The sequence below is a fragment of the Candidatus Clostridium helianthi genome (genome assembly GCF_045310795.1).
GTDB lineage: Bacteria > Bacillota > Clostridia > Clostridiales > Clostridiaceae > Clostridium > Clostridium helianthi.
In genome coordinates this window covers 238,921-257,887 of the sequence record NZ_JBJIAB010000001.1, presented here as the reverse complement: position 1 = coordinate 257,887, position 18,967 = coordinate 238,921, and the positions used below count along the sequence as shown (strand labels likewise).

16 protein-coding genes and 1 riboswitch are annotated in these 18,967 nt (G+C 29.7%); of the genes, 15 read left to right on the top strand and 1 reads right to left on the bottom strand.

Annotation, left to right across the window (positions count from 1 at the left end; translation table 11 throughout):
- Nucleotides 1-153 precede the first annotated feature (153 nt).
- The 14 genes from purE (at nt 154) to ACJDTP_RS01130 (ending at nt 16,963) form a co-directional block, all read left to right on the top strand.
- Nucleotides 154-633 (top strand): 5-(carboxyamino)imidazole ribonucleotide mutase, encoded by a 480-nt coding sequence (purE, locus tag ACJDTP_RS01195; protein ID WP_017210869.1) that lies wholly within the window; start codon nt 154-156, stop codon nt 631-633.
- On the top strand, nt 633-1,340 hold the full coding sequence (purC, locus tag ACJDTP_RS01190) for a phosphoribosylaminoimidazolesuccinocarboxamide synthase (RefSeq protein ID WP_011968398.1): 708 nt from the start codon (nt 633-635) through the stop codon (nt 1,338-1,340). Before purE ends, purC begins: the two co-directional genes overlap by 1 nt.
- 256 nt (nt 1,341-1,596) lie before the next feature.
- On the top strand, nt 1,597-3,012 hold the full coding sequence (purF, locus tag ACJDTP_RS01185; protein ID WP_406760253.1) for an amidophosphoribosyltransferase: 1,416 nt from the start codon (nt 1,597-1,599) through the stop codon (nt 3,010-3,012).
- Between the two features lie 69 nt (nt 3,013-3,081).
- The gene (gene purM / locus ACJDTP_RS01180; RefSeq protein ID WP_017210866.1) at nt 3,082-4,083 is read left to right on the top strand and encodes a phosphoribosylformylglycinamidine cyclo-ligase; all 1,002 of its coding nucleotides are present in this window, start codon (nt 3,082-3,084) and stop codon (nt 4,081-4,083) included.
- Nucleotides 4,071-4,682 carry a phosphoribosylglycinamide formyltransferase gene (gene purN / locus ACJDTP_RS01175; protein ID WP_406760252.1) on the top strand — a complete coding sequence of 204 codons (612 nt, stop codon included), beginning with the start codon at nt 4,071-4,073 and terminating at the stop codon, nt 4,680-4,682. Before purM ends, purN begins: the two co-directional genes overlap by 13 nt.
- 13 nt (nt 4,683-4,695) lie before the next feature.
- Entirely contained in the window at nt 4,696-6,204 is a 1,509-nt protein-coding gene (gene purH, locus ACJDTP_RS01170; RefSeq protein ID WP_103697859.1) for a bifunctional phosphoribosylaminoimidazolecarboxamide formyltransferase/IMP cyclohydrolase, read from the top strand.
- 416 nt (nt 6,205-6,620) lie between these two features.
- Entirely contained in the window at nt 6,621-7,871 is a 1,251-nt protein-coding gene (gene purD / locus ACJDTP_RS01165; RefSeq protein WP_077840107.1) for a phosphoribosylamine--glycine ligase, read from the top strand.
- Nucleotides 7,872-8,127: 256 nt separating this feature from the next.
- A riboswitch (cyclic di-GMP riboswitch) is annotated at nt 8,128-8,210 on the top strand.
- Nucleotides 8,211-8,570: 360 nt separating this feature from the next.
- Nucleotides 8,571-8,873, top strand: a complete 303-nt coding sequence (locus ACJDTP_RS01160; RefSeq protein ID WP_017210862.1) for a hypothetical protein — start codon at nt 8,571-8,573, stop codon at nt 8,871-8,873.
- A gap of 932 nt (nt 8,874-9,805) precedes the next feature.
- Nucleotides 9,806-10,174, top strand: a complete 369-nt coding sequence (locus tag ACJDTP_RS01155) for a BlaI/MecI/CopY family transcriptional regulator (protein ID WP_103697858.1) — start codon at nt 9,806-9,808, stop codon at nt 10,172-10,174.
- Between the two features lie 4 nt (nt 10,175-10,178).
- Entirely contained in the window at nt 10,179-12,488 is a 2,310-nt protein-coding gene (locus ACJDTP_RS01150) for a M56 family metallopeptidase (protein WP_406760251.1), read from the top strand.
- Nucleotides 12,489-12,880: 392 nt separating this feature from the next.
- On the top strand, nt 12,881-13,738 hold the full coding sequence (locus ACJDTP_RS01145) for an Rpn family recombination-promoting nuclease/putative transposase (RefSeq protein WP_078116400.1): 858 nt from the start codon (nt 12,881-12,883) through the stop codon (nt 13,736-13,738).
- Between the two features lie 207 nt (nt 13,739-13,945).
- Entirely contained in the window at nt 13,946-14,377 is a 432-nt protein-coding gene (locus ACJDTP_RS01140; RefSeq protein WP_078116399.1) for a nucleotidyltransferase domain-containing protein, read from the top strand.
- 491 nt (nt 14,378-14,868) lie between these two features.
- A complete protein-coding gene (locus ACJDTP_RS01135) occupies nt 14,869-15,798 on the top strand; it encodes a tetratricopeptide repeat protein (protein WP_406760250.1) in 930 nt (309 codons plus the stop codon).
- Nucleotides 15,799-16,618: 820 nt separating this feature from the next.
- Nucleotides 16,619-16,963: a hypothetical protein gene (locus tag ACJDTP_RS01130; protein ID WP_406760249.1), complete on the top strand. Its 345-nt coding sequence runs from the start codon at nt 16,619-16,621 to the stop codon at nt 16,961-16,963.
- A 448-nt stretch (nt 16,964-17,411) separates the two neighbouring features.
- Here the strand turns inward: ACJDTP_RS01130 and ACJDTP_RS01125 are convergent, their stop codons facing one another.
- Nucleotides 17,412-18,023, bottom strand: coding sequence for a hypothetical protein (locus ACJDTP_RS01125; protein WP_077842832.1), 612 nt, complete (start codon nt 18,021-18,023; stop codon nt 17,412-17,414).
- A gap of 492 nt (nt 18,024-18,515) precedes the next feature.
- Between ACJDTP_RS01125 and ACJDTP_RS01120 the strand changes: the two genes are divergently transcribed.
- The gene (locus ACJDTP_RS01120; protein ID WP_078116394.1) at nt 18,516-18,965 is read left to right on the top strand and encodes a MarR family winged helix-turn-helix transcriptional regulator; all 450 of its coding nucleotides are present in this window, start codon (nt 18,516-18,518) and stop codon (nt 18,963-18,965) included.
- Nucleotides 18,966-18,967 lie beyond the last annotated feature (2 nt).

The following is an 18,967-nucleotide window of genomic DNA, read 5'->3' as shown; positions in this document are numbered from 1 at the left end:
GAAAAAATATTTTAAATAATGCACATTGACAATTCACAATGAGGGTACAAATTCAAGTGGGATTTGAAACGAGAATAAAAGAGTATTCCGAAGGAATGGTTACCTAAATTGTGAATTGTGAATTGAGAATTGTGAATTGAAAGGATGTTTAAGATGCAAGTAGCAATATTTTTTGGAAGTAAATCAGACACAGAGGTTATGAGGGGAGCGGCAAATGCTTTAAAGGAATTTGGAGTAGAATATAAAGCATTTATACTTTCAGCTCATAGAGTACCAGAAAAATTAGAAGAAACATTAGAAGAAATTCAAGCTCAAGGATGCCAAGTTATTATAGCTGGAGCAGGGCTTGCAGCACATTTACCAGGAGTAATAGCATCAAAGACAATACTTCCTGTAATAGGAGTTCCAGTTAAGGCAGCTCTTGAAGGTGTTGATGCATTATATTCTATAGTACAAATGCCAAAATCAATTCCAGTTGCTACTGTTGGTATAAATAACAGCTACAATGCAGGAATGTTAGCGGTTCAAATGTTATCAGTTAATAATGATGAATTAAAAAATAAATTAAAAGAATTCAGATTAAATATGAAGAAAAAATTCATTGAGGAAAATGCGGAAGGGGTAGAACTATAATGGAAAAATTAGAAATGTTATATGAAGGAAAAGCAAAGAAAATTTACGCAACAGATAAGGCTGACGAAGTAATTGTATATTACAAAGATGATGCAACAGCATTCAATGGAGAAAAGAAAGGCCAAATCGAAGATAAAGGTATAATGAATAATGCTATAACTTCAGTATTATTTGAAATATTAGAAAAAGCAGGAGTTAAAACTCACTTTATAGAGAAACTAAATGATAGAGAACAATTATGTAAAAAGGTTGAAATAGTTCCACTTGAAGTAATAGTGAGAAATGTTGCAGCTGGAAGCATGGCTAAGAGATTAGGTCTTGAAGAAGGATTTAAACTTAAGACTACTGTATTTGAATTATCATATAAAGATGACTCATTAGGAGATCCATTAATAAATGATTATCATGCAGTTGGAATTGGTGCAACTACTTTTGAAGAATTAAAAGTAATCTATGATATGACAGCAAAAATTAATGACACTCTTAAAGCTGTATTTAAAGAACAAAACATAAACTTAATCGACTTTAAAGTTGAATTTGGTAGATGTGCTGATGGAACAATAGTTTTAGCTGACGAAATCTCACCAGATACTTGCAGATTCTGGGATGCAACAACAGGAGAAAAATTAGATAAAGATAGATTTAGAAGAGACTTAGGTAATGTTAAAGATGCTTATGTTGAAATATTAAAGAGAATTTCTAAGTAGTATATATTTAGAATCAGATTTATTATAAAATTTATATTAGAATGCAATTAGTAATGCACAATGAGGGAACTAAGTTCACAGAGGAAGGTTGAGAATTAATAAATTAAGTCTTGAGTGTTATTTTAAATTCTTATCTATCTGATGAATTTTGATGAATTATGTGATTTAGAAGTCCAAAAAAATTTCATCCTTAATTGTGCATTAGTTCTCATGTATTTTAAGTTTTCAAAAATAGATTAGTGAAAGGATTGTATAGATGAGTAATCCGAATTTTGAATTAATAATGGATCCAAGTAATGATAAATTTAAGGATGAGTGTGGGGTATTTGGAGTATATACTAATAAGCCAATAGATGTAGCATCAATGACTTACTATGGACTTTATGCTCTTCAACATAGAGGGCAGGAAAGTGCTGGAATTGCAGTAGCAGATGGTGAAAAAATTGACATACATAAAGGATTAGGTTTAATAACTGAAGCATTTAAGCAGGAAGATTTACAAAAGCTAAAGGGTCATATAGCTATAGGCCACGTAAGATATTCAACTGCTGGTGGAAAAGGCATTGAAAATGCTCAGCCAATACTAGTTTCATCAAAGATGGGACCAATAGCTATGGCTCATAACGGAACTTTAGTAAATGCAGATGTAATAAAAGAATTACTTGAAGATGGAGGACAAATTTTCCATACTACAACAGATTCTGAAGTAATTGCATGTCTTATAGCAAGAAGTGCAAAAAAAGGTTTTGCAAAGGCAGTAGTTGATGCTATGTCAGCTGTTAGAGGATCATTTGCATTAACTATTATGTCAAAGGATAGATTAATTGGGGCTAGAGATCCACATGGAATTAGACCACTTTCGTTGGGAAAAATTGAAGAAGGTTACATTCTAACTTCAGAAAGCTGCGCTTTAGATGCAATAGGTGCTGAATTTGTAAGGGATATAGAACCAGGAGAAATAGTTATAATAGACAGTGAAGGAATAAGTTCATATAGATATTCTGAAAATACTAAATGTCAGACATGTGCTTTTGAATATATATATTTTGCTAGACCAGACTCTAGAATTGATGGGCTTGAAGTTCATACAACAAGAGTTAAAGCAGGAGAACAGTTATACAAAGAGCATCCATTAGATGCAGATGTTGTTATAGCAGTTCCAGACTCTGGAATACCAGCAGCTATCGGATATGCAAAGGCTTCTGGAATACCTTATGATACTGGATTTATTAAAAATAGATACGTTGGAAGAACTTTTATATCGCCATCTCAAGAAATAAGAGAAAGAGCAGTCGCAGTAAAGTTAAATCCACTAAAATCAAACTTAGAAGGAAAAAGAGTTATACTTATTGATGACTCAGTAGTAAGAGGTACTACATCAAAACATTTAGTTGAATCACTTAGACGTGCAGGTGTAAAAGAAGTTAGTTTCTTACTAGCATCACCAAGTGTTAAGTATCCATGTTATTTTGGAATAGATACACCTTATAGAAGTGAGCTTGTTGCTGCTAATAATACTATAGAAGAGATTAGAGATATGATTGGAGCAGATTATTTAGGATATCTAAGTGAAGAAGGTGTTTATAAGAGCTGTGGTGATAGAGAAGAATTTTGTATGGGATGCTTTAATGGAGTTTACCCAGTTGCAACACCAGTAGAGAAAGAGATATAGACATCTAAGGCACATTCATCTATTGTTTTTTGAATATGTCAATAGCATTTTGAAAGGTGGAGTTAATAAATGATTACTTACAAAGAAGCGGGAGTTAACATAGAAGAAGGATATAAGTCAGTTAAGCTTATAAAAGAATACGCAGCAAGAACTATGAGTCAATATGTTTTAAATGGTCTTGGAAGTTTTGCTGGAATGGTTGAATTACCATCAGGCTATGAAAAACCAGTTTTAGTTTCTGGAACTGATGGAGTAGGAACTAAACTAGAAATCGCATTTAAGAACAAGAAGTACGATACAGTTGGTATTGACTGCGTAGCTATGTGCGTAAATGATATTTTATGTCATGGGGCAAAACCATTATTTTTCTTAGATTACATAGCTTGTGGGAAGCTTGAAGCTGAAGTTGCAGCAGATTTAGTTAAAGGTATATCAGATGGATGTGTTGATTCTGACTGCGCATTAATTGGTGGAGAAACAGCTGAAATGCCTGGATTTTATTCAGATGGAGAATATGATATGGCTGGATTTGCTGTTGGTATAGCTGATAAAGATAAGATTATTAATGGAAGCAATATTAAAGATGGAGATAAATTAATTGGTATAGCTTCTTCTGGAATACATTCTAATGGATATTCATTAATCAGAAAAATATTCCCAGATTTAAATGAAGAATTTAATGGTGAAGAAGTATGGAAGACATTAATTACACCAACTAAGATTTATGTAAAACCAGTACTTAAATTGTTAGAAAGCTATGAAATTAAAGGTATGGCTCATGTTACAGGTGGTGGATTTATAGAAAATGTTCCAAGAATGTTCAATGGTGGAGACTTCACAGCTGTAATTAACAAAGATTCATATCCACTTCCAGCTATATTTGAAAGAATCATTGAAAAAGGTGTAGATAAGGAACATATGTATAATACTTTTAACATGGGAATAGGGTTTGTTCTTGCTGTTAAAGATGAAGATGTGGAACCTATTATAAAGGCTTTAGTAGAAATGGGAGAAAAAGCTTATGAAATAGGATACGTAACATCTGGGGGTGAAGGTATTTGTTTAAAATAGCGGTCTTGGTTTCTGGGGGCGGAACAGACCTACAATCGGTAATAGATGCGGTGGAAAATAACTATATGAATGTTAAGATAGAGATGGTTATAGGAAGCCGTGATAATATTTATGCTTTAGAGAGGGCTAAAAAGCATAATATAGATACTTTTGTTGTTACTAGGCGTGAGTATGGTGAAGAATCATCTAACAAGATCTTAGAATTAACAAAGGGAAAGGTTGATTTAATAGTTCTTGCAGGATTTTTGGCAATTTTAGATGGGGAAATATTAAAGGAATTTGATAATAGAATTATAAACATTCATCCATCTTTAATTCCATCTTTTTGTGGACCTGGAATGTACGGATTAAAGGTTCATGAAGCCGTAATTAAAAGTGGTGTAAGATTTTCAGGATGTACAGTTCATTTTGTAAATTCTGAAGTTGATGGTGGAGCTATACTTCTTCAAGAAGTTGTGCCAGTTTATTTTGAAGATGATACGGAAACTCTTCAAAAGAGGATTTTAGAAAAAGAACACGAAATATTACCTAAGGCAATTAAGTTAATTAGCGAAAATAAAATCAGAGTAATTGATGGTAGAGTCAAGATAGAAGAATAAAGGAGGCCTTTTCGTGAAAAAGAGAGCTTTAATAAGCGTATTTGATAAAGAGGGAGTTTTAGATTTTGCTAAATTTTTAGTATCTAAAGATGTTGAAATTGTATCAACAGGTGGAACTTATAAATATTTAAAGGAAAATGGATTAAATGTAATTGAAATCAATGAAGTTACTGATTTTCCTGAAATGTTAGATGGAAGAGTTAAAACACTTCATCCATTAGTTCATGCTGGAATATTAGCTATAAGAGACAATGAAGAACATATGAATACATTAAAAGGAAGAAATATTCATACTATAGATTATGTAGTTGTAAATCTATATCCATTCTTTGAGAAAGTTAAAGAAGATTTAGAATTTGAAGAAAAGGTTGAATTTATAGATATTGGTGGACCTACAATGCTTAGAGCAGCAGCTAAGAATTTTCAGGATGTTGTAGTAATTTCTGATAAAAATGACTATAAAGTTGTTATGGAAGAGATTGAATCAGATGGAGAAACTTCTTATAAGACTAAGAAGAAATTGGCTGGTAAAGTGTTTAATCTTATGAGTGCTTATGATGGGGCTATTTCAAACTTCTTATTAGCTGATGATGAGGAAGAATATCCAGAATATCTTTCAGTTTCATATAAGAAGATGCAAAGTCTTAGATATGGCGAAAATTCACATCAAACTGCAGCTGTTTACGCATCAACAATGCTTGATGGAGCTATGAACACTTTTGAAACATTAAATGGTAAGGAATTATCTTATAATAACTTCAAAGATGTGGATATAGCTTGGAAATGTGCTAATGAATTTGATGAACCAGCATGTTGTGCATTAAAACATAATACACCTTGTGGTGTTGCAATTGGAAAAGATTCTTATGAAGCTTATATGAAGGCATATGAAGTAGATCCAACTTCAATATTTGGTGGAATCATTGGATTTAATAGAAAAGTAGATAAGAAAACTGCTGAAGAAATGGTTAAAATTTTCTTAGAAGTTATAGCTGCACCAGAATATGATGAAGATGCTTTAGAAGTTTTAAAGACTAAAAAGAACTTAAGAGTTCTTAAATTCCATAATACTCCAAAGGCAGATAAATATATGGTTACAGTTGATGGAGCAATGCTTGTTCAAGAGGAAGACAATAAATTAGTAGAAGAAATTAAAGTTGTAACTGAAAAGAAACCAACTGATGAGGAAATGAAAGATTTATTATTCGGAATGAAAGTAGTTAAATACGTTAAATCTAATGCTATAGTTGTTGCTCATAATGGAATAGCACTTGGAATTGGCGGAGGTCAAGTTAACAGAATCTGGCCAACAGAAGATGCTTTAAAGAGAGGAAAAGGAGCTACAATCCTTGCATCAGATGCTTATTTCCCATTTAGAGATGTAGTTGATGAAGCTGCTAAAAACGGTATTAAAGCTATAATTCAACCAGGTGGTTCAATGAATGATCAAAAATCAATAGATGCTTGTAATGAACATGGGATAGCAATGGTATTTACAGGATATAGACATTTTAAACACTAATATAAATAAGTTATTTTTATTAGGTAATTAAGCAATAAATTCTATATTGAATTGAAAATATATAATAAAAACCCTGTGTTTTTTTAAAGTTAATTGTTATAGATAAACAAGTTATGAATTAGACTTATGCTTTGAAATGATTCCCGCATTAGAAAGAAAGGGTACTCTTTTGTGCAGTGTTGCATTTGAGAATATGGCTGTAGGATTTCTTCATTAGAAGTTGTTCCATTTTTGCTTGTACCAATCTTGTATTGGGAGCATGCAGAAATGGACGCAACTTTTGATGTTAGAAATCCACAGTTATATTCTTTAAGTCAACCGAAACAATGGAGTATCCTTTCTTTCGGTTGGTTGTAACATAAGCTATGGGTGTATACTGTTTATCTATAACGGAATATTATTTTGGAGGTATGTAAATGAAACTTCTTTTAATTGGTTCAGGTGGTAGAGAACATGCTTTGGCTTGGAAACTTGCAAAAAGTGAAAAGGTTGAAAAAATATTTGTTGCTCCAGGTAACGGTGGAACTGCAATTGAAAATAAATGCGAAAATGTAAACATAACTGATATTGATGAATTAATTAAATTTGCTAAGGAAGAAATTATTGATCTTACAATAGTTGGGCCAGAAGATCCTTTAACAAAGGGAATTGTTAATAAGTTTAAAACAGAAGGATTAAAGATATTTGGACCAGCTGAAAATGGAGCAATGCTTGAAGGTAGTAAAAGCTTTTCTAAAGAGTTTATGAAAAAGTATGGCGTTAAGACAGCAGAATACGAAACATTTACAGATGTCAATGAAGCGCTTAAATATTTAGAAGTATGTCCTTATCCAACAGTGGTTAAAGCAGATGGTCTTGCAGCAGGAAAAGGCGTTGCTATATGTGAAACTAAAGAAGAAGCAATAGATGCAGTAAAATCGTATATGGTAGATGATATCTTCAATGGAGCGGGTCAAAAAATAGTAATTGAAGAATTCCTAGAAGGTGTTGAGGCATCAATTCTATCTATAACTGATGGAAAGACAATAATTCCGTTCATATCAGGTAAAGACCATAAGCAGATATTTGATGGAGGTAAAGGACCAAATACAGGTGGAATGGGAGTATTAGCACCAAATCCTTATGTGACAGAAGATGTGATGAAGGATTTCGAAGAAAATATTATGGCTAAGACTTTAATTGGTATTAGAGAAGAAGGCTTTGATTATAAAGGAATAATCTTCTTTGGTATTATGATTACTGCAAAAGGAACTTACCTTTTAGAATACAATGTAAGAATGGGAGATCCTGAAACACAATCAGTTCTTTATCTAATGGAAAGTGACTTAGTAGAAGTCATTGAAGCAGCATTAAGAGAAGAACTAGATAAAACCACAATTAAGTGGAATGATGGTATCTGCATAAATGTCGTTTTAGCATCTAAAGGATATCCAGGAGATTTTGTTAAAGGATATGAGATAACAATTGATGAAAAAGTTAAAGATAAAGTATTCTTAGCAGGGGCTAAGGCAGAGGATGGAGTTTTAAAGACTAACGGTGGAAGAGTACTATCAGTTATTGGTCTTGGAAAAACTCTAGAAGAAGCTAGAAAAGACGCTTACGAAAATATTAAATATGTGACTTTTGAAGGAGCATATTGTAGAAGTGATATAGGAACACATAAATAAATATATATTAAAGAAATGAGCTATTAGGTATTATTATGATTTAATCAATAACACCTGATAGCTTATTTTTTGCTATATATACCGCGGTAAGTTTCTATATCATAGTCTTAATTAAGAGCTGGTTTGCTAGAAATTTAAATATAAATTTTTTATTATAGGACATATGTTAAAGTTTGTATATATTTTCTTTATTAACTATTTGTTCATTGATTTCCAACTGATTACATGTTAAAATAATCATTAAATAGGAATATTATGTATATAAGGAAACTGTGATTCGAATATTTACTTGGGCACTTTATATTCGATGAGTTAATAGTGCAACCGACCTTTTTATTAAGGTCGGTCTTTTTTTGCTGACTCAAATATAGATAAGCCAATTATAAACTATATCTAGACTATGAAATATGTACTAACTAGAAATAAGAATTATGCTTTTGTGAAATGTTTCATTAGGAATTTGATGGTTCTGATTCTTAGATTGGAAGTTGTTCCAAGTATGCTAGTTCAAAGCTTGTCTTTGAAGCTAGCATCTTGGGTGCAACTTGTAATCTTAGAATCATCCATCATAATTCTTTAGAAACTGGAACAACAGCATAATCCTTATTTCGGTGAGCTATATGCATAGGTTTAGATTTCACTTGGCATATCTATAAATTAAGTATATAGATAATAAATTAAAATTGAGGTGCAATCTTTATGTTATTTTTTAATAGGTTAAAGAAATATGATGAACATGGGTTTGATTCAAAAGGAATTCATAAAAACGGTACAAAATTTAATGAAGAGGGTTTTGATAAAAAAGGGGTTCATAAAAATGGCACATATTTTAATACAGAAGGCTACAATATAGACGGGTACGATAAATATGGATATGATAAAGAAGGATATAATAGTGGAGGATATGACAGGCAAGGATATAACAAGATGGGATATAATATAAAAGGATATGATAGGCAAGGGGAATTTTTAGAAACAAGATATAAATGGAAAGTGAAATAGAAAAATAAAAATTGCTATAAATTAATTCAATAATATATGATGCAAAAATAATTCTTCATAAAATTTCTAAAAATATTGCAATAATTCTAGGCATAATTGTGAAATGTGAATTGTGCATTGCAACATATATGTTTATTTCGTGGGGTTACGGAAATTTTGATGGAAATCATTAAATGCAGGGGTGTATCTACTCGCGCATGTTCTAAATTTCGTTAGGACAAGCAAGGGAAGAACAGCTCTGCATTAACTGTTTTTAACAGCTTATTTTTATGTACTCTTAGTTTGAATATAGATAACACAATCATAAACTATACTTAAACCAGGAAATGTTTTCCAAATAGAAACGAGTAATATATTTTTGTGGAATGTTCCATTGGTAATTTTGATGGATGTGATTCTTTGGCTATAAGTTGTTCCAAATGTGCTAGTTCAAAAAGTGAGAATCGAAATTTCATATTTCGTTCTTCGAACTTTCTCTGTGAGCGCCTGTTCTTTGAGGCTAGCACTTTGGGTGCAACTTTATAGCCTTAAAATCACCCATCAGAATTACCTAGAAACTGGAACAAAAATATGTTATTCATTTCGGCGAGTTATATGCATAAGTTCAGTTCTCAGTTGCCTTATCTATATAGATTTCCCGAATAAGAACTTGACATATACAGCAAGCTAAATCAAGTAAATTGAAGAACTAATCAAATGTATATTATTCATTTAGGTGAGCTATACGCATAAGTTCAGGTCTTAGTCTATTTATCTATATTGCAAGAATTTTAGCCGTAATTGTGAATTGTGAAGTGTGAATTGTAACAAACATATGCTAATAAGTTTTTATCAAAAATTTTTAGGAATATATTGACATGTAATTCTACAGGGTGTAGTATAAAAATATAAATACTACACCTTGTAGAATTACATAGAGGAGATGATTAAATATGAAGCTAGGAAAGATATCGGACGCTGAAATGGAGATAATGAAAATAATATGGAAAAAGAATGATCAAATTACTACAGCTGAGATTTTAGACGCGCTTCCAAAAGAAAATTCATGGAAGGTAACAACGATAATGACGTTGATATCAAGATTAACTGAAAAGGGGATTTTGAGTGTAACTAAAGTAGGAAAGTTAAATAATTATTTTCCTAAAATTACAGAAGAAGAATATAGAGCTATTCAAACGGATAATTTCTTAGAAGATATGCATAAGGGATCAGTTAAAAACTTTATGGCAACATTGTTTAATAATAAGAAAATAAGTAATAAGGATATTGCAGAGTTAAAAGAATGGCTCAAAGAGGTATAGACATATGGAGATTCTAAATTATATTATGCAAATGTCACTAGCAGGCAGCGTTATGTTTTTAATACTTTGTTTATTTAGGCCATTTACTAAGAAAACTTTTAGTGCTACTTGGAATTATTATATGCTATTTATAACGCTTTTAATTTTTATTATACCTATTGGGAGCTTTGTTAAATTGCCTCAAATAGTGGAGCATAAGAATTACTTATTGAGGCAGGATGATACGAATGCGGTAGTGCAGCAAAATTATGAAAAGATGCTTAAGAGCAATGATAAAAGTGATGAGATAAGAGTCTTGCAAGGGGATGGCACTCTTAAGTCTGTAAGTCAAAGTAAAGTAGATTTAAAACAGATAAGTATGGTGCAAAAAATAATAAATAGAGATATGTTACTTTATTTATGGATATTTGGAGTACTCATACTAGTAATTAAGGAAACTTACGTATATATTTCTTTTTATAAAAAACTTAAAAGTGTAAGTGATATTATTGATGATGAATTGATAATTAATGTTTTTGAAAACTGTAAGAAAAAATTAAATATATATAGGAAGATAATTTTAAAAGAATGTGGTGGCATTAAAAGTCCAATGATTACAGGAATATTAACACCTACTATCACAATTCCTAAGATGGACCATGGTTTGAACAAGCTTGAAATAATACTGGATCATGAATTGATTCATTTTAAACGTAAAGATTTATGGGTGAAGGTAGTAGCGCTTTTAGCAAATATAATCAATTGGTTTAATCCTATTGTTTATATTATTAGAAATAGGATAAATATAATTTGTGAGCTGTCTTTAGATGAACAACTTATAAAGAATATGGATAAATCAAAAAGAAAATATTATGGAGAAATTATATTAGAGTTAATAGAATATTCTCAGAATAAATCCCTAAGCTTAGGGGCATCAGTTTGTAAAAGTAGAAAGGAGATTGAGACACGATTGAAAAATATAGTGTTTTTTAAAAAGTCAAAAAAAATAATTGTTTGTATTTCACTTATAGTAACTATGATTTTTACATCTACAAGTTTGCTTGCTTCAAAGACTGTATTTGCTAGTAATAGTGATACAGCAAAAAGTGCTAAAGGGGCAGAATTTGCAGTATTTGTAACAGATGATGGGTTATATATGTCTGAATTAAAAGAAAATAACCCAGTTCTTCTTGATAAAAATGAAAAAATTAAATTGCCGAAAATATCTAAAGATGGGTCATATGTTGCTTATACTAAAGAAGATGATTTATATATTTGCAATATAGACACTCGTGAGGTAATTGAAGTAGCTAAAAATGTAGAGTCATATGACTGGAATAATTCTGGAAACCTAATTTGCTCTGTTAAAAATGCAGGTATGTCTATGTATAATACCAATACTAAAAAGTTAGTGGATATTATAAGCAATGAGTATGATTATTTTAATATAAATTGCGATAGTAAAAATAAGGTATATGCTAATAAACAGCTAGAAAGTACTACAGACAAAGGGAAAACTATTAAATCAATAGGTATAATTAGCTATGACTTAGATACTAAAGAAGAGAATGTTATTTTGGAAGGTAAAGAAGGAAATAATAAAGAGATTGGAGAGCAGTATACAGCATCTGAGTTATTTGAATCCATTGGATCAAGACCTAATGTTGAAAGAATATCAAGTGATGATAGATATATGTATATATGGAACAAACCTAATTCAGGCTCAATGTCAGCTGATATGACAGAATTTGCAGTATATGATCTTTTAAACAATAAATTTATAGAAAATAATAATATGATTGCATTAGCATATAAAGATAATATTTCTCAAAATCCAGTGGATAGCAGCATAGTTGCTGTTAATAATGGCGAATATAGAGACATGTATAGTAATAAGGCATTAGGAATTTTCGATATCAAAGCTAACAAATTTACAAGTCTAATTCCAGAAAATCAAGTGTCAATGACACCGGATTATTCCAGTGACGGAAAGAATATAGTATATTCTGGAGCTAATGCCTTAAAAGATGACATATCACAAAGTTCGAAAAACTGGGAAAGTGAACCGCACTATATTTATCAAGTGAACACTGAAACAAAAGAAATAACTCAAATTACAAATAACAAATCATTTGATTTCATGCCAAAATATATATCAGAAAATCAAATATTATTTGTAAGAAAAGATGGCGATTCATTTAGTTTATGGAAGACAAAAGATGGAGTGGAAACTAAGCTTGCTGATTCTTTGAATTTTAGATCAACTTCTTATACAAATACTTGGTACTATGGTCATTATAAAACTGAAAATGTTATAGACGTATATAAAAAGTAAATATTTCATATATATGTTGCAAAAATAATACTTCATCATAATTCTAAAAATATTACAAGAATTTTGGCCGTAATTGTGAATTGTGAAATGTACATTGTGAATTGCAATATATAAGTTCAATATGATAAAATACTCAATTGTACATAAATTGAGTATTTTATTATTTTAGTAGTTACTATTATTTCTATATCTAATTGGAAATGAATTAGTATAAGCCAAGATAGAATATAGTACTTTGAAGACTAACGGTTATAGAGTATTATTACTATTATTGCAGTGTTCATAAATGGAATGGTAATATAATTTGAGTATATTGAAATACAATGTTTAATTAGATATAATATTAATAAGAAACCAATGTAAATGATAGAAGATAAGGTAAGGTTAATAAGATGAACAAAACTTTAAAGGAATTAAATCTTGAAGATGACTTCCTTTTTGCAAAGGTTATGAGTGATAAAGCAATTTGTAAAGAATTATTAGAGAAAATTTTAGAAATTGAAATAGAAAAAGTTGAAATAGTTGAAGAACAGAAAACCATAGATTTATTACTTGAAAGTAAGGGAATCCGTTTAGATGTTTATGTTAAAGACGAAAATAATACAATCTACAATGTTGAAATGCAGAGAGGAAAGCATAAGAATTTGCCTAAAAGGCTAAGATATTATCAAGGAAGCATAGATTTAGACTTAATAAGCAAAGGCGAGGATTACAGAAAACTTACCAAAAGCTATATTATATTTGTCTGTACATTTGATTTATTCAATAAAGGTCGCCATAAATATACTTTTCAAAATTTATGTTTAGAAGACAATAGTATAATGTTAAATGATGAAGCTCAGAAAATAGTATTAAATACAAAGGGAATTATGAATGATTTAAGTGAAGAATTATTAGAATTCCTTGAATATGTAGAAGAATCAACAGATGGAATAGCAAAGAGAGCTAAAGGGAATCTTGTTAAAAGTATACATAAAAGAGTGCTGGAAGTTAAAAATGATATTTCGGTGGAGGTGCACTTCTTGAAAAAGTGCGAAGCGCAATCAAGATCTTATATGACTTTATTGGAAAGAGATAGAGAAAAAATTGAAGAAGGAAGAGAAGAAGGAAGAGAAGAAGCAATTAAACAATTGATATTAAAACAATATAGCAAAGGACTTTCTGTAGAGTATATTGCGGATATAAATGAAATAGATATTGAATATGTAAGAGATATAGTGAAAAATAATACATCTAAAGTTAATAATTAAAAAACTTTATGTAAAATTTGCTGATGGATTAATTTCCATCAGTATTATTTTTACTTATAATAGGTTAAATATAGGGATAAAACTATTTTACATAAAATGTACAAATTAAATTGCAATATATATAAGTTCAATATGATAAAATACTCAATTGTATATAAATTGAGTATTTTATTATTTTAGTGATATAATTCTAAAGAGGTGATAATTTTGGCTGAATCATATTTTTTTAATGAATTAAAGAAAATTGAAAGTATCGTTTGTATTGCTGAATTTGGCAGCTATAGAACAGAGTATTGGAACAAAGATAGAAGTGACATAGACTTAGCTGTTGTAGTAAAACCAAAAGTTTCATTTATGGACACCTTAGACATTGAAGATAAAATCATAGAATTATCAAAGCAATATTATAACTACGATAATATACATTTGACATTTGTTTTATTTAAAGATTTTGGAAGTAAGTATGCAAGATTTGCAGTAGATAGTAATAATAAATATATTATTGATGAAGAATTATGGTATGATTTTCAGCATTATGTCTTAAAATATGCGAGGAACAATGCAAACTTTGAAAAAGTATTAAAAATAGATGAGCAATATAGTTATTTTGGAGGAATTACAGATGAGTCCTTACTTTAGATATAAAAAAGAAAAATTAGCATATTTTGAATTGTTTTTAGAGGAAAGCAAGGACAATGTTATATTAAAATATAGAGATAAAAAATAATATTTTTAGAAATTCACAAAGGAAATTTCACCATAACTTTTTACTAATCAAGATATTATCCTTAATTTATAAAAAAATATTATTTACAAAGTTGGATATTTATATAGATAAACAAACTATGAACTAGATTTATACTTTGAGATATATTCTACACCAGAAAGAACTGGTACTCTTTTGTGTAGTGTTTCATTGAGAATTTGGTTGTAGGTATTTCTTCAGCAGAAGTTGTTCCATTTACTGCTTGTCACACTGAATAGTGGGAACATGAAGTAATGGGTGCAACTTCTGCTGTTAGAAATCCACAACCAAATTCTCTAGAAACCGAAACAATGAGTACCTGCTCTTTCGGTTAGTATCACATAAGTATGCATATAACAAATCAAATGAATGGATGAAGAGCAACATGGAAAACAAGAATTATTTATACAATAATTATATAAATATGGCGAGAAATTTAAGGTCAGAAAATAACTTATTAAAAGCCATTTCATTTTATCAAAAGGCATATGCCTTAAATATAGGAAAAGAAGATATAGAATTGCTGATGGATATGGCCTTAATTTATGATGAAATTGGGTTATCTGGTGATGCAGAGAAAAAGTATCGAGAAGTAATTGAATTAGATGAGGATGATGCTAGAGCATATTATGGCTTGGCAATAATATATGATGAAAATGATGAATTAGAAAAGGCTAAGAAATATTATGAGAAGTCCATAGAAAAAAATCCCAATTATGATAAAGCATATTTCTTTTTAGCTAATATATATGATGAATCAGGTGAAAAGGATAAGGCGATAAGTAACTATAAAAAGGTTATTGAGATAAATCCTAATTATATGTGGGCATATGCAAATGTAGCTTGCATTTTAGAAGAAAACGATGAGAATATTGAGGCGCTAAATTATATAAATAAGGCTTTAGAAATTGAGGATGGGCATTACAAGATATTATTTAATAAAGCAGTAATTTTAAATAAGTTAAGTAAGATAGAAGAGAGTAAAGAATACTATTACAAGTCTATTGAAGCAAATCCAAATTATCCGTATAGTTTTTTAAATTTATCTGTAGCATATAGAGAAGAAGGTAATTTTGAAAAAGCTATTGAAGTAATAAGCGAGGGAATAGAAGAAAATGATGATGAAGGTTTTTTATATTATAATAGAGCTTGTTACTATGTAAATATAAATGAAAATTTAAAAGCATTAAGAGATGTAGAAAAGAGTATAGAATTAAATGAATTCTTTTTGGAGTATATGAAGAAAGACAAAGAATTAGATCCAATAAGAATACTTGAAGAATACAAGAATCTTTGTATAGATATCCAAATTTAAAATTATAGTTATGTGTGGTAAAACCGAAATTAGATACAAATTTGTTCCAGCGGACTAATGAAATTTTCGCTGGATAGTTCTAAGTGGAAGGTTGAACCCATTTCTGCATGCTCCAAAAACAAGTTTAGGACAAGCAGAAAATGGAACAACCTTCAACTAAGAACCATCACGACTCAATTTCAAATGCCGCTTTCACAAACATGTATCTAATTTCTAGTATAATTCACAAAGATTAAAGTATAAGTATATCTTTTGGTTTGGGTATCTATAGATATCACAATCATAAACTATACTTAAACTATGAAATATATTCCAATTAGAAATGAGTAATATACTTTTGTGGAATGTTTCATTGGTAATTTTGATGGATGTGATTCTTTGGCTATAAGTTGTTCCAAATGTGCTAGTTCAAAAAGTGAGAATCGAAAAGTGATGCTCCAAATTTTATATTTGGTTCGCAGAACTTTCCCTGTGGGCATTTCACATTTCGTTATTCGAACTTTCTCTGTGAGCGCTTGTTCTTTGAAGCTAGCACTTTGGGTGCAACTTTATAGCATTAGAATCACCTATCAGAATTACTTAGAAACTGGAACAAAAGTATGTTATTCATTTCGGCGAGTTATATGCATAAGTTCATGTCTTAGTTTGGATACCTATATACAGTACTGGAAACAATAGAACGGCTGTCCTTTGAGTAGCGGCGTGTATCCTCATTAATATAATCTGCTTTTAGGAATAAAATCTTTAAAATAACAAAGGATAAACTTAAAGAATGCTTTTTGCAAATAAAATAGATTTGTTATAATATGGAGGAACAATAATGCGTAAAATAATAATCCGTTTGATAACGTTTGTAGTATTCATAACAGTATTCACAAGTAATTTAGCATATGCACAAATTCCGAGTGTACCTCAGCCTTATGGTCCTAAAATATCTAATTTACAGAATAAGGAAGATATTATTAACAGCTTAAATCAAATTAAAGTTATACGGGCAAATTTAACTGTATATAATATAAAACCAGATACACCAGTTGATGAATTAAAGACGTTAGATACTGATGTGCAGCGTTATATTGATCAACTTAGAATTATTAGGACTAATTTGGTAAATCATGCTGATAAATATTCAAATTCAATTTCTGACGTGTTTTTTGCAGAATAAATTGTAATTATAGCTACTTGCTATATTGTAAGTTTAAATTATCAACAACTCTTAGTAAGAGCAATAGAAAACAATGTGCCAGAAGCTTCAACATTATTTTATTCAACGTATATGATACCAATATATTATTATCTTACATTAGGTGATGAACAAATAGCTTATACTCAAACATATACAGTAATTTCTTAATAAATTGAAATATATATTGCAATTTACAATGCACAGCTCACAATGCATAATTACGGCTAAAATTCTTTCGATATGTTTAGAATTATGATGTAGAATTATTTTATGACATATATATGTTATGATGAGAAAAAATTTAAGAGCTTTGGAATAGATAGCATTATATAAGAAGAGATTTTGTTGAAATAATGGAAAATAAAAAGCAAAAGAAGCCAAGTTTTAAATATTAGAGCTTGGCTTCTTTTTTTATAACTTAATGTAATTAATTTGCATACTTAATAGTAGATAAGTCTGATGCATGTTCATATTCTATTGTTTCATTATTATATAGGAATTTTACACCATCAATCCATTCACCTTTAGATTTGTTATTTGATTGAAGAAAATTTTCAATCAAAGTATTAGCTGTAACTGAACCACCAGTTGATCCTTGGAATTTTGGAACCCATTTTTTATTATTTGAGTCAGTCAAGTTTATAGTGGCAACTTTTTTACCGTTAACAGTATCTATAGATTTAACTTCAATTGGTAAACTATCAAATTTTTTCTCTGATACAGCTTTTGCTAATTCTTTTAGCTTGTCCTGTAGAGTGGAATTTTCATTTACCTCAATAGTACCTGATTCATTTGGTTCTAAAGAGTTATCATCTATACTATATATAGAAAGTTTTACCTTATTTACTTTTTTTGTATCGTTAGTAGTTTCATTAGCTTTTTTACTATCAGCATTAGAAGAGCCATTGTCGTCTTTGTTTTGCTCTACAGTAGTAGTGTTATTATCACTAGGCTTAGGGGAATCACTAGGCTTTGTGCTACAAGAAACCATTACAGTACTTAACATTAAAACTGTAGCTATAATTAACTTTCTAGTCATGATATGTACACCTCCTATGTTTAAAAATTAATATTATAGATAATATTAACTAATTTAATTAATTATATCATATGAAATTGCTAATTAAAAGCATACAAGGGACTGGAAAAAATTGAAAAAAATTTGACAATGTATTTTGAGTATAGTATATTTTGATTATCAAACTATTTGATTTTAAAACTTTTTGATTAAAGGCGAGGCATACTCAGAAAATATAAAGTAAATATGTTTGTTTATATATTTTGTCTAAAGTAATTTGAAACTTTTCATGATTCATTTTGCATTCAATATGGATTTTGCTTAGCCAATCTTAGGACAAAATATCATTATGTCGTTTGCTTGTTATTTTATTTCATATGTCTAATTGGTCAATAGATTGTTTATTTGGTGTGATATTTAAGATTTTCATTACCAAATTTTTCATTTTATAAACACTGAATATAATTTTTGTTAGAAGATATTTTTGGATGCCAAAATGGAGAGTGCAGATAAATGGATAAATCAACAAAACTGATTAACGAGCTTTTGGTGCAGTTATTTAATGATGTCTTACAAATTGAGGAGCAAAGTTTAAAGAATGGTGTACTTTCAGATCTTTCAATAACAGAAATTCATACTATAGAATCCATTGGTATGTACAGTGAAAGAACAATGTCAGAGGTAGCGCAGAAATTAAAAATTACAGTAAGTACTTTAACAACTGCTATCAATAAATTAATTAAAAAAGGATATGTAGAAAGAAACAGGATAGAAACAGACAGAAGAGTTGTCCTTATTAAATTAACTAGAAAAGGAAAGTTAGCATTCAGAATCCATCAGAGATTTCATGGAGAAATGATAAATAATGCAATAGAAGGATTAACGTTAGAAGAAGAAGAAGTTTTAATTTCTTCTTTAAATAAAATAAATAACTTTTTTAAGGAAAAATATGAATTAGTATAATG

What these genes read in the sequence shown, in the direction of transcription:
- purE (WP_017210869.1), top strand. Translation starts at nt 154, where the DNA reads ATGCAAGTAGCAATATTTTTTGGAAGTAAATCAGACACAGAGGTTATG.
- purC (WP_011968398.1), top strand. Translation starts at nt 633, where the DNA reads ATGGAAAAATTAGAAATGTTATATGAAGGAAAAGCAAAGAAAATTTAC.
- purF (WP_406760253.1), top strand. Translation starts at nt 1,597, where the DNA reads ATGAGTAATCCGAATTTTGAATTAATAATGGATCCAAGTAATGATAAA.
- purM (WP_017210866.1), top strand. Translation starts at nt 3,082, where the DNA reads ATGATTACTTACAAAGAAGCGGGAGTTAACATAGAAGAAGGATATAAG.
- purD (WP_077840107.1), top strand. Translation starts at nt 6,621, where the DNA reads ATGAAACTTCTTTTAATTGGTTCAGGTGGTAGAGAACATGCTTTGGCT.
- ACJDTP_RS01160 (WP_017210862.1), top strand. Translation starts at nt 8,571, where the DNA reads ATGTTATTTTTTAATAGGTTAAAGAAATATGATGAACATGGGTTTGAT.
- ACJDTP_RS01155 (WP_103697858.1), top strand. Translation starts at nt 9,806, where the DNA reads ATGAAGCTAGGAAAGATATCGGACGCTGAAATGGAGATAATGAAAATA.
- ACJDTP_RS01150 (WP_406760251.1), top strand. Translation starts at nt 10,179, where the DNA reads ATGGAGATTCTAAATTATATTATGCAAATGTCACTAGCAGGCAGCGTT.
- ACJDTP_RS01145 (WP_078116400.1), top strand. Translation starts at nt 12,881, where the DNA reads ATGAACAAAACTTTAAAGGAATTAAATCTTGAAGATGACTTCCTTTTT.
- ACJDTP_RS01135 (WP_406760250.1), top strand. Translation starts at nt 14,869, where the DNA reads ATGGAAAACAAGAATTATTTATACAATAATTATATAAATATGGCGAGA.
- ACJDTP_RS01130 (WP_406760249.1), top strand. Translation starts at nt 16,619, where the DNA reads ATGCGTAAAATAATAATCCGTTTGATAACGTTTGTAGTATTCATAACA.
- ACJDTP_RS01125 (WP_077842832.1), bottom strand. Translation starts at nt 18,023, where the DNA reads ATGACTAGAAAGTTAATTATAGCTACAGTTTTAATGTTAAGTACTGTA.
- ACJDTP_RS01120 (WP_078116394.1), top strand. Translation starts at nt 18,516, where the DNA reads ATGGATAAATCAACAAAACTGATTAACGAGCTTTTGGTGCAGTTATTT.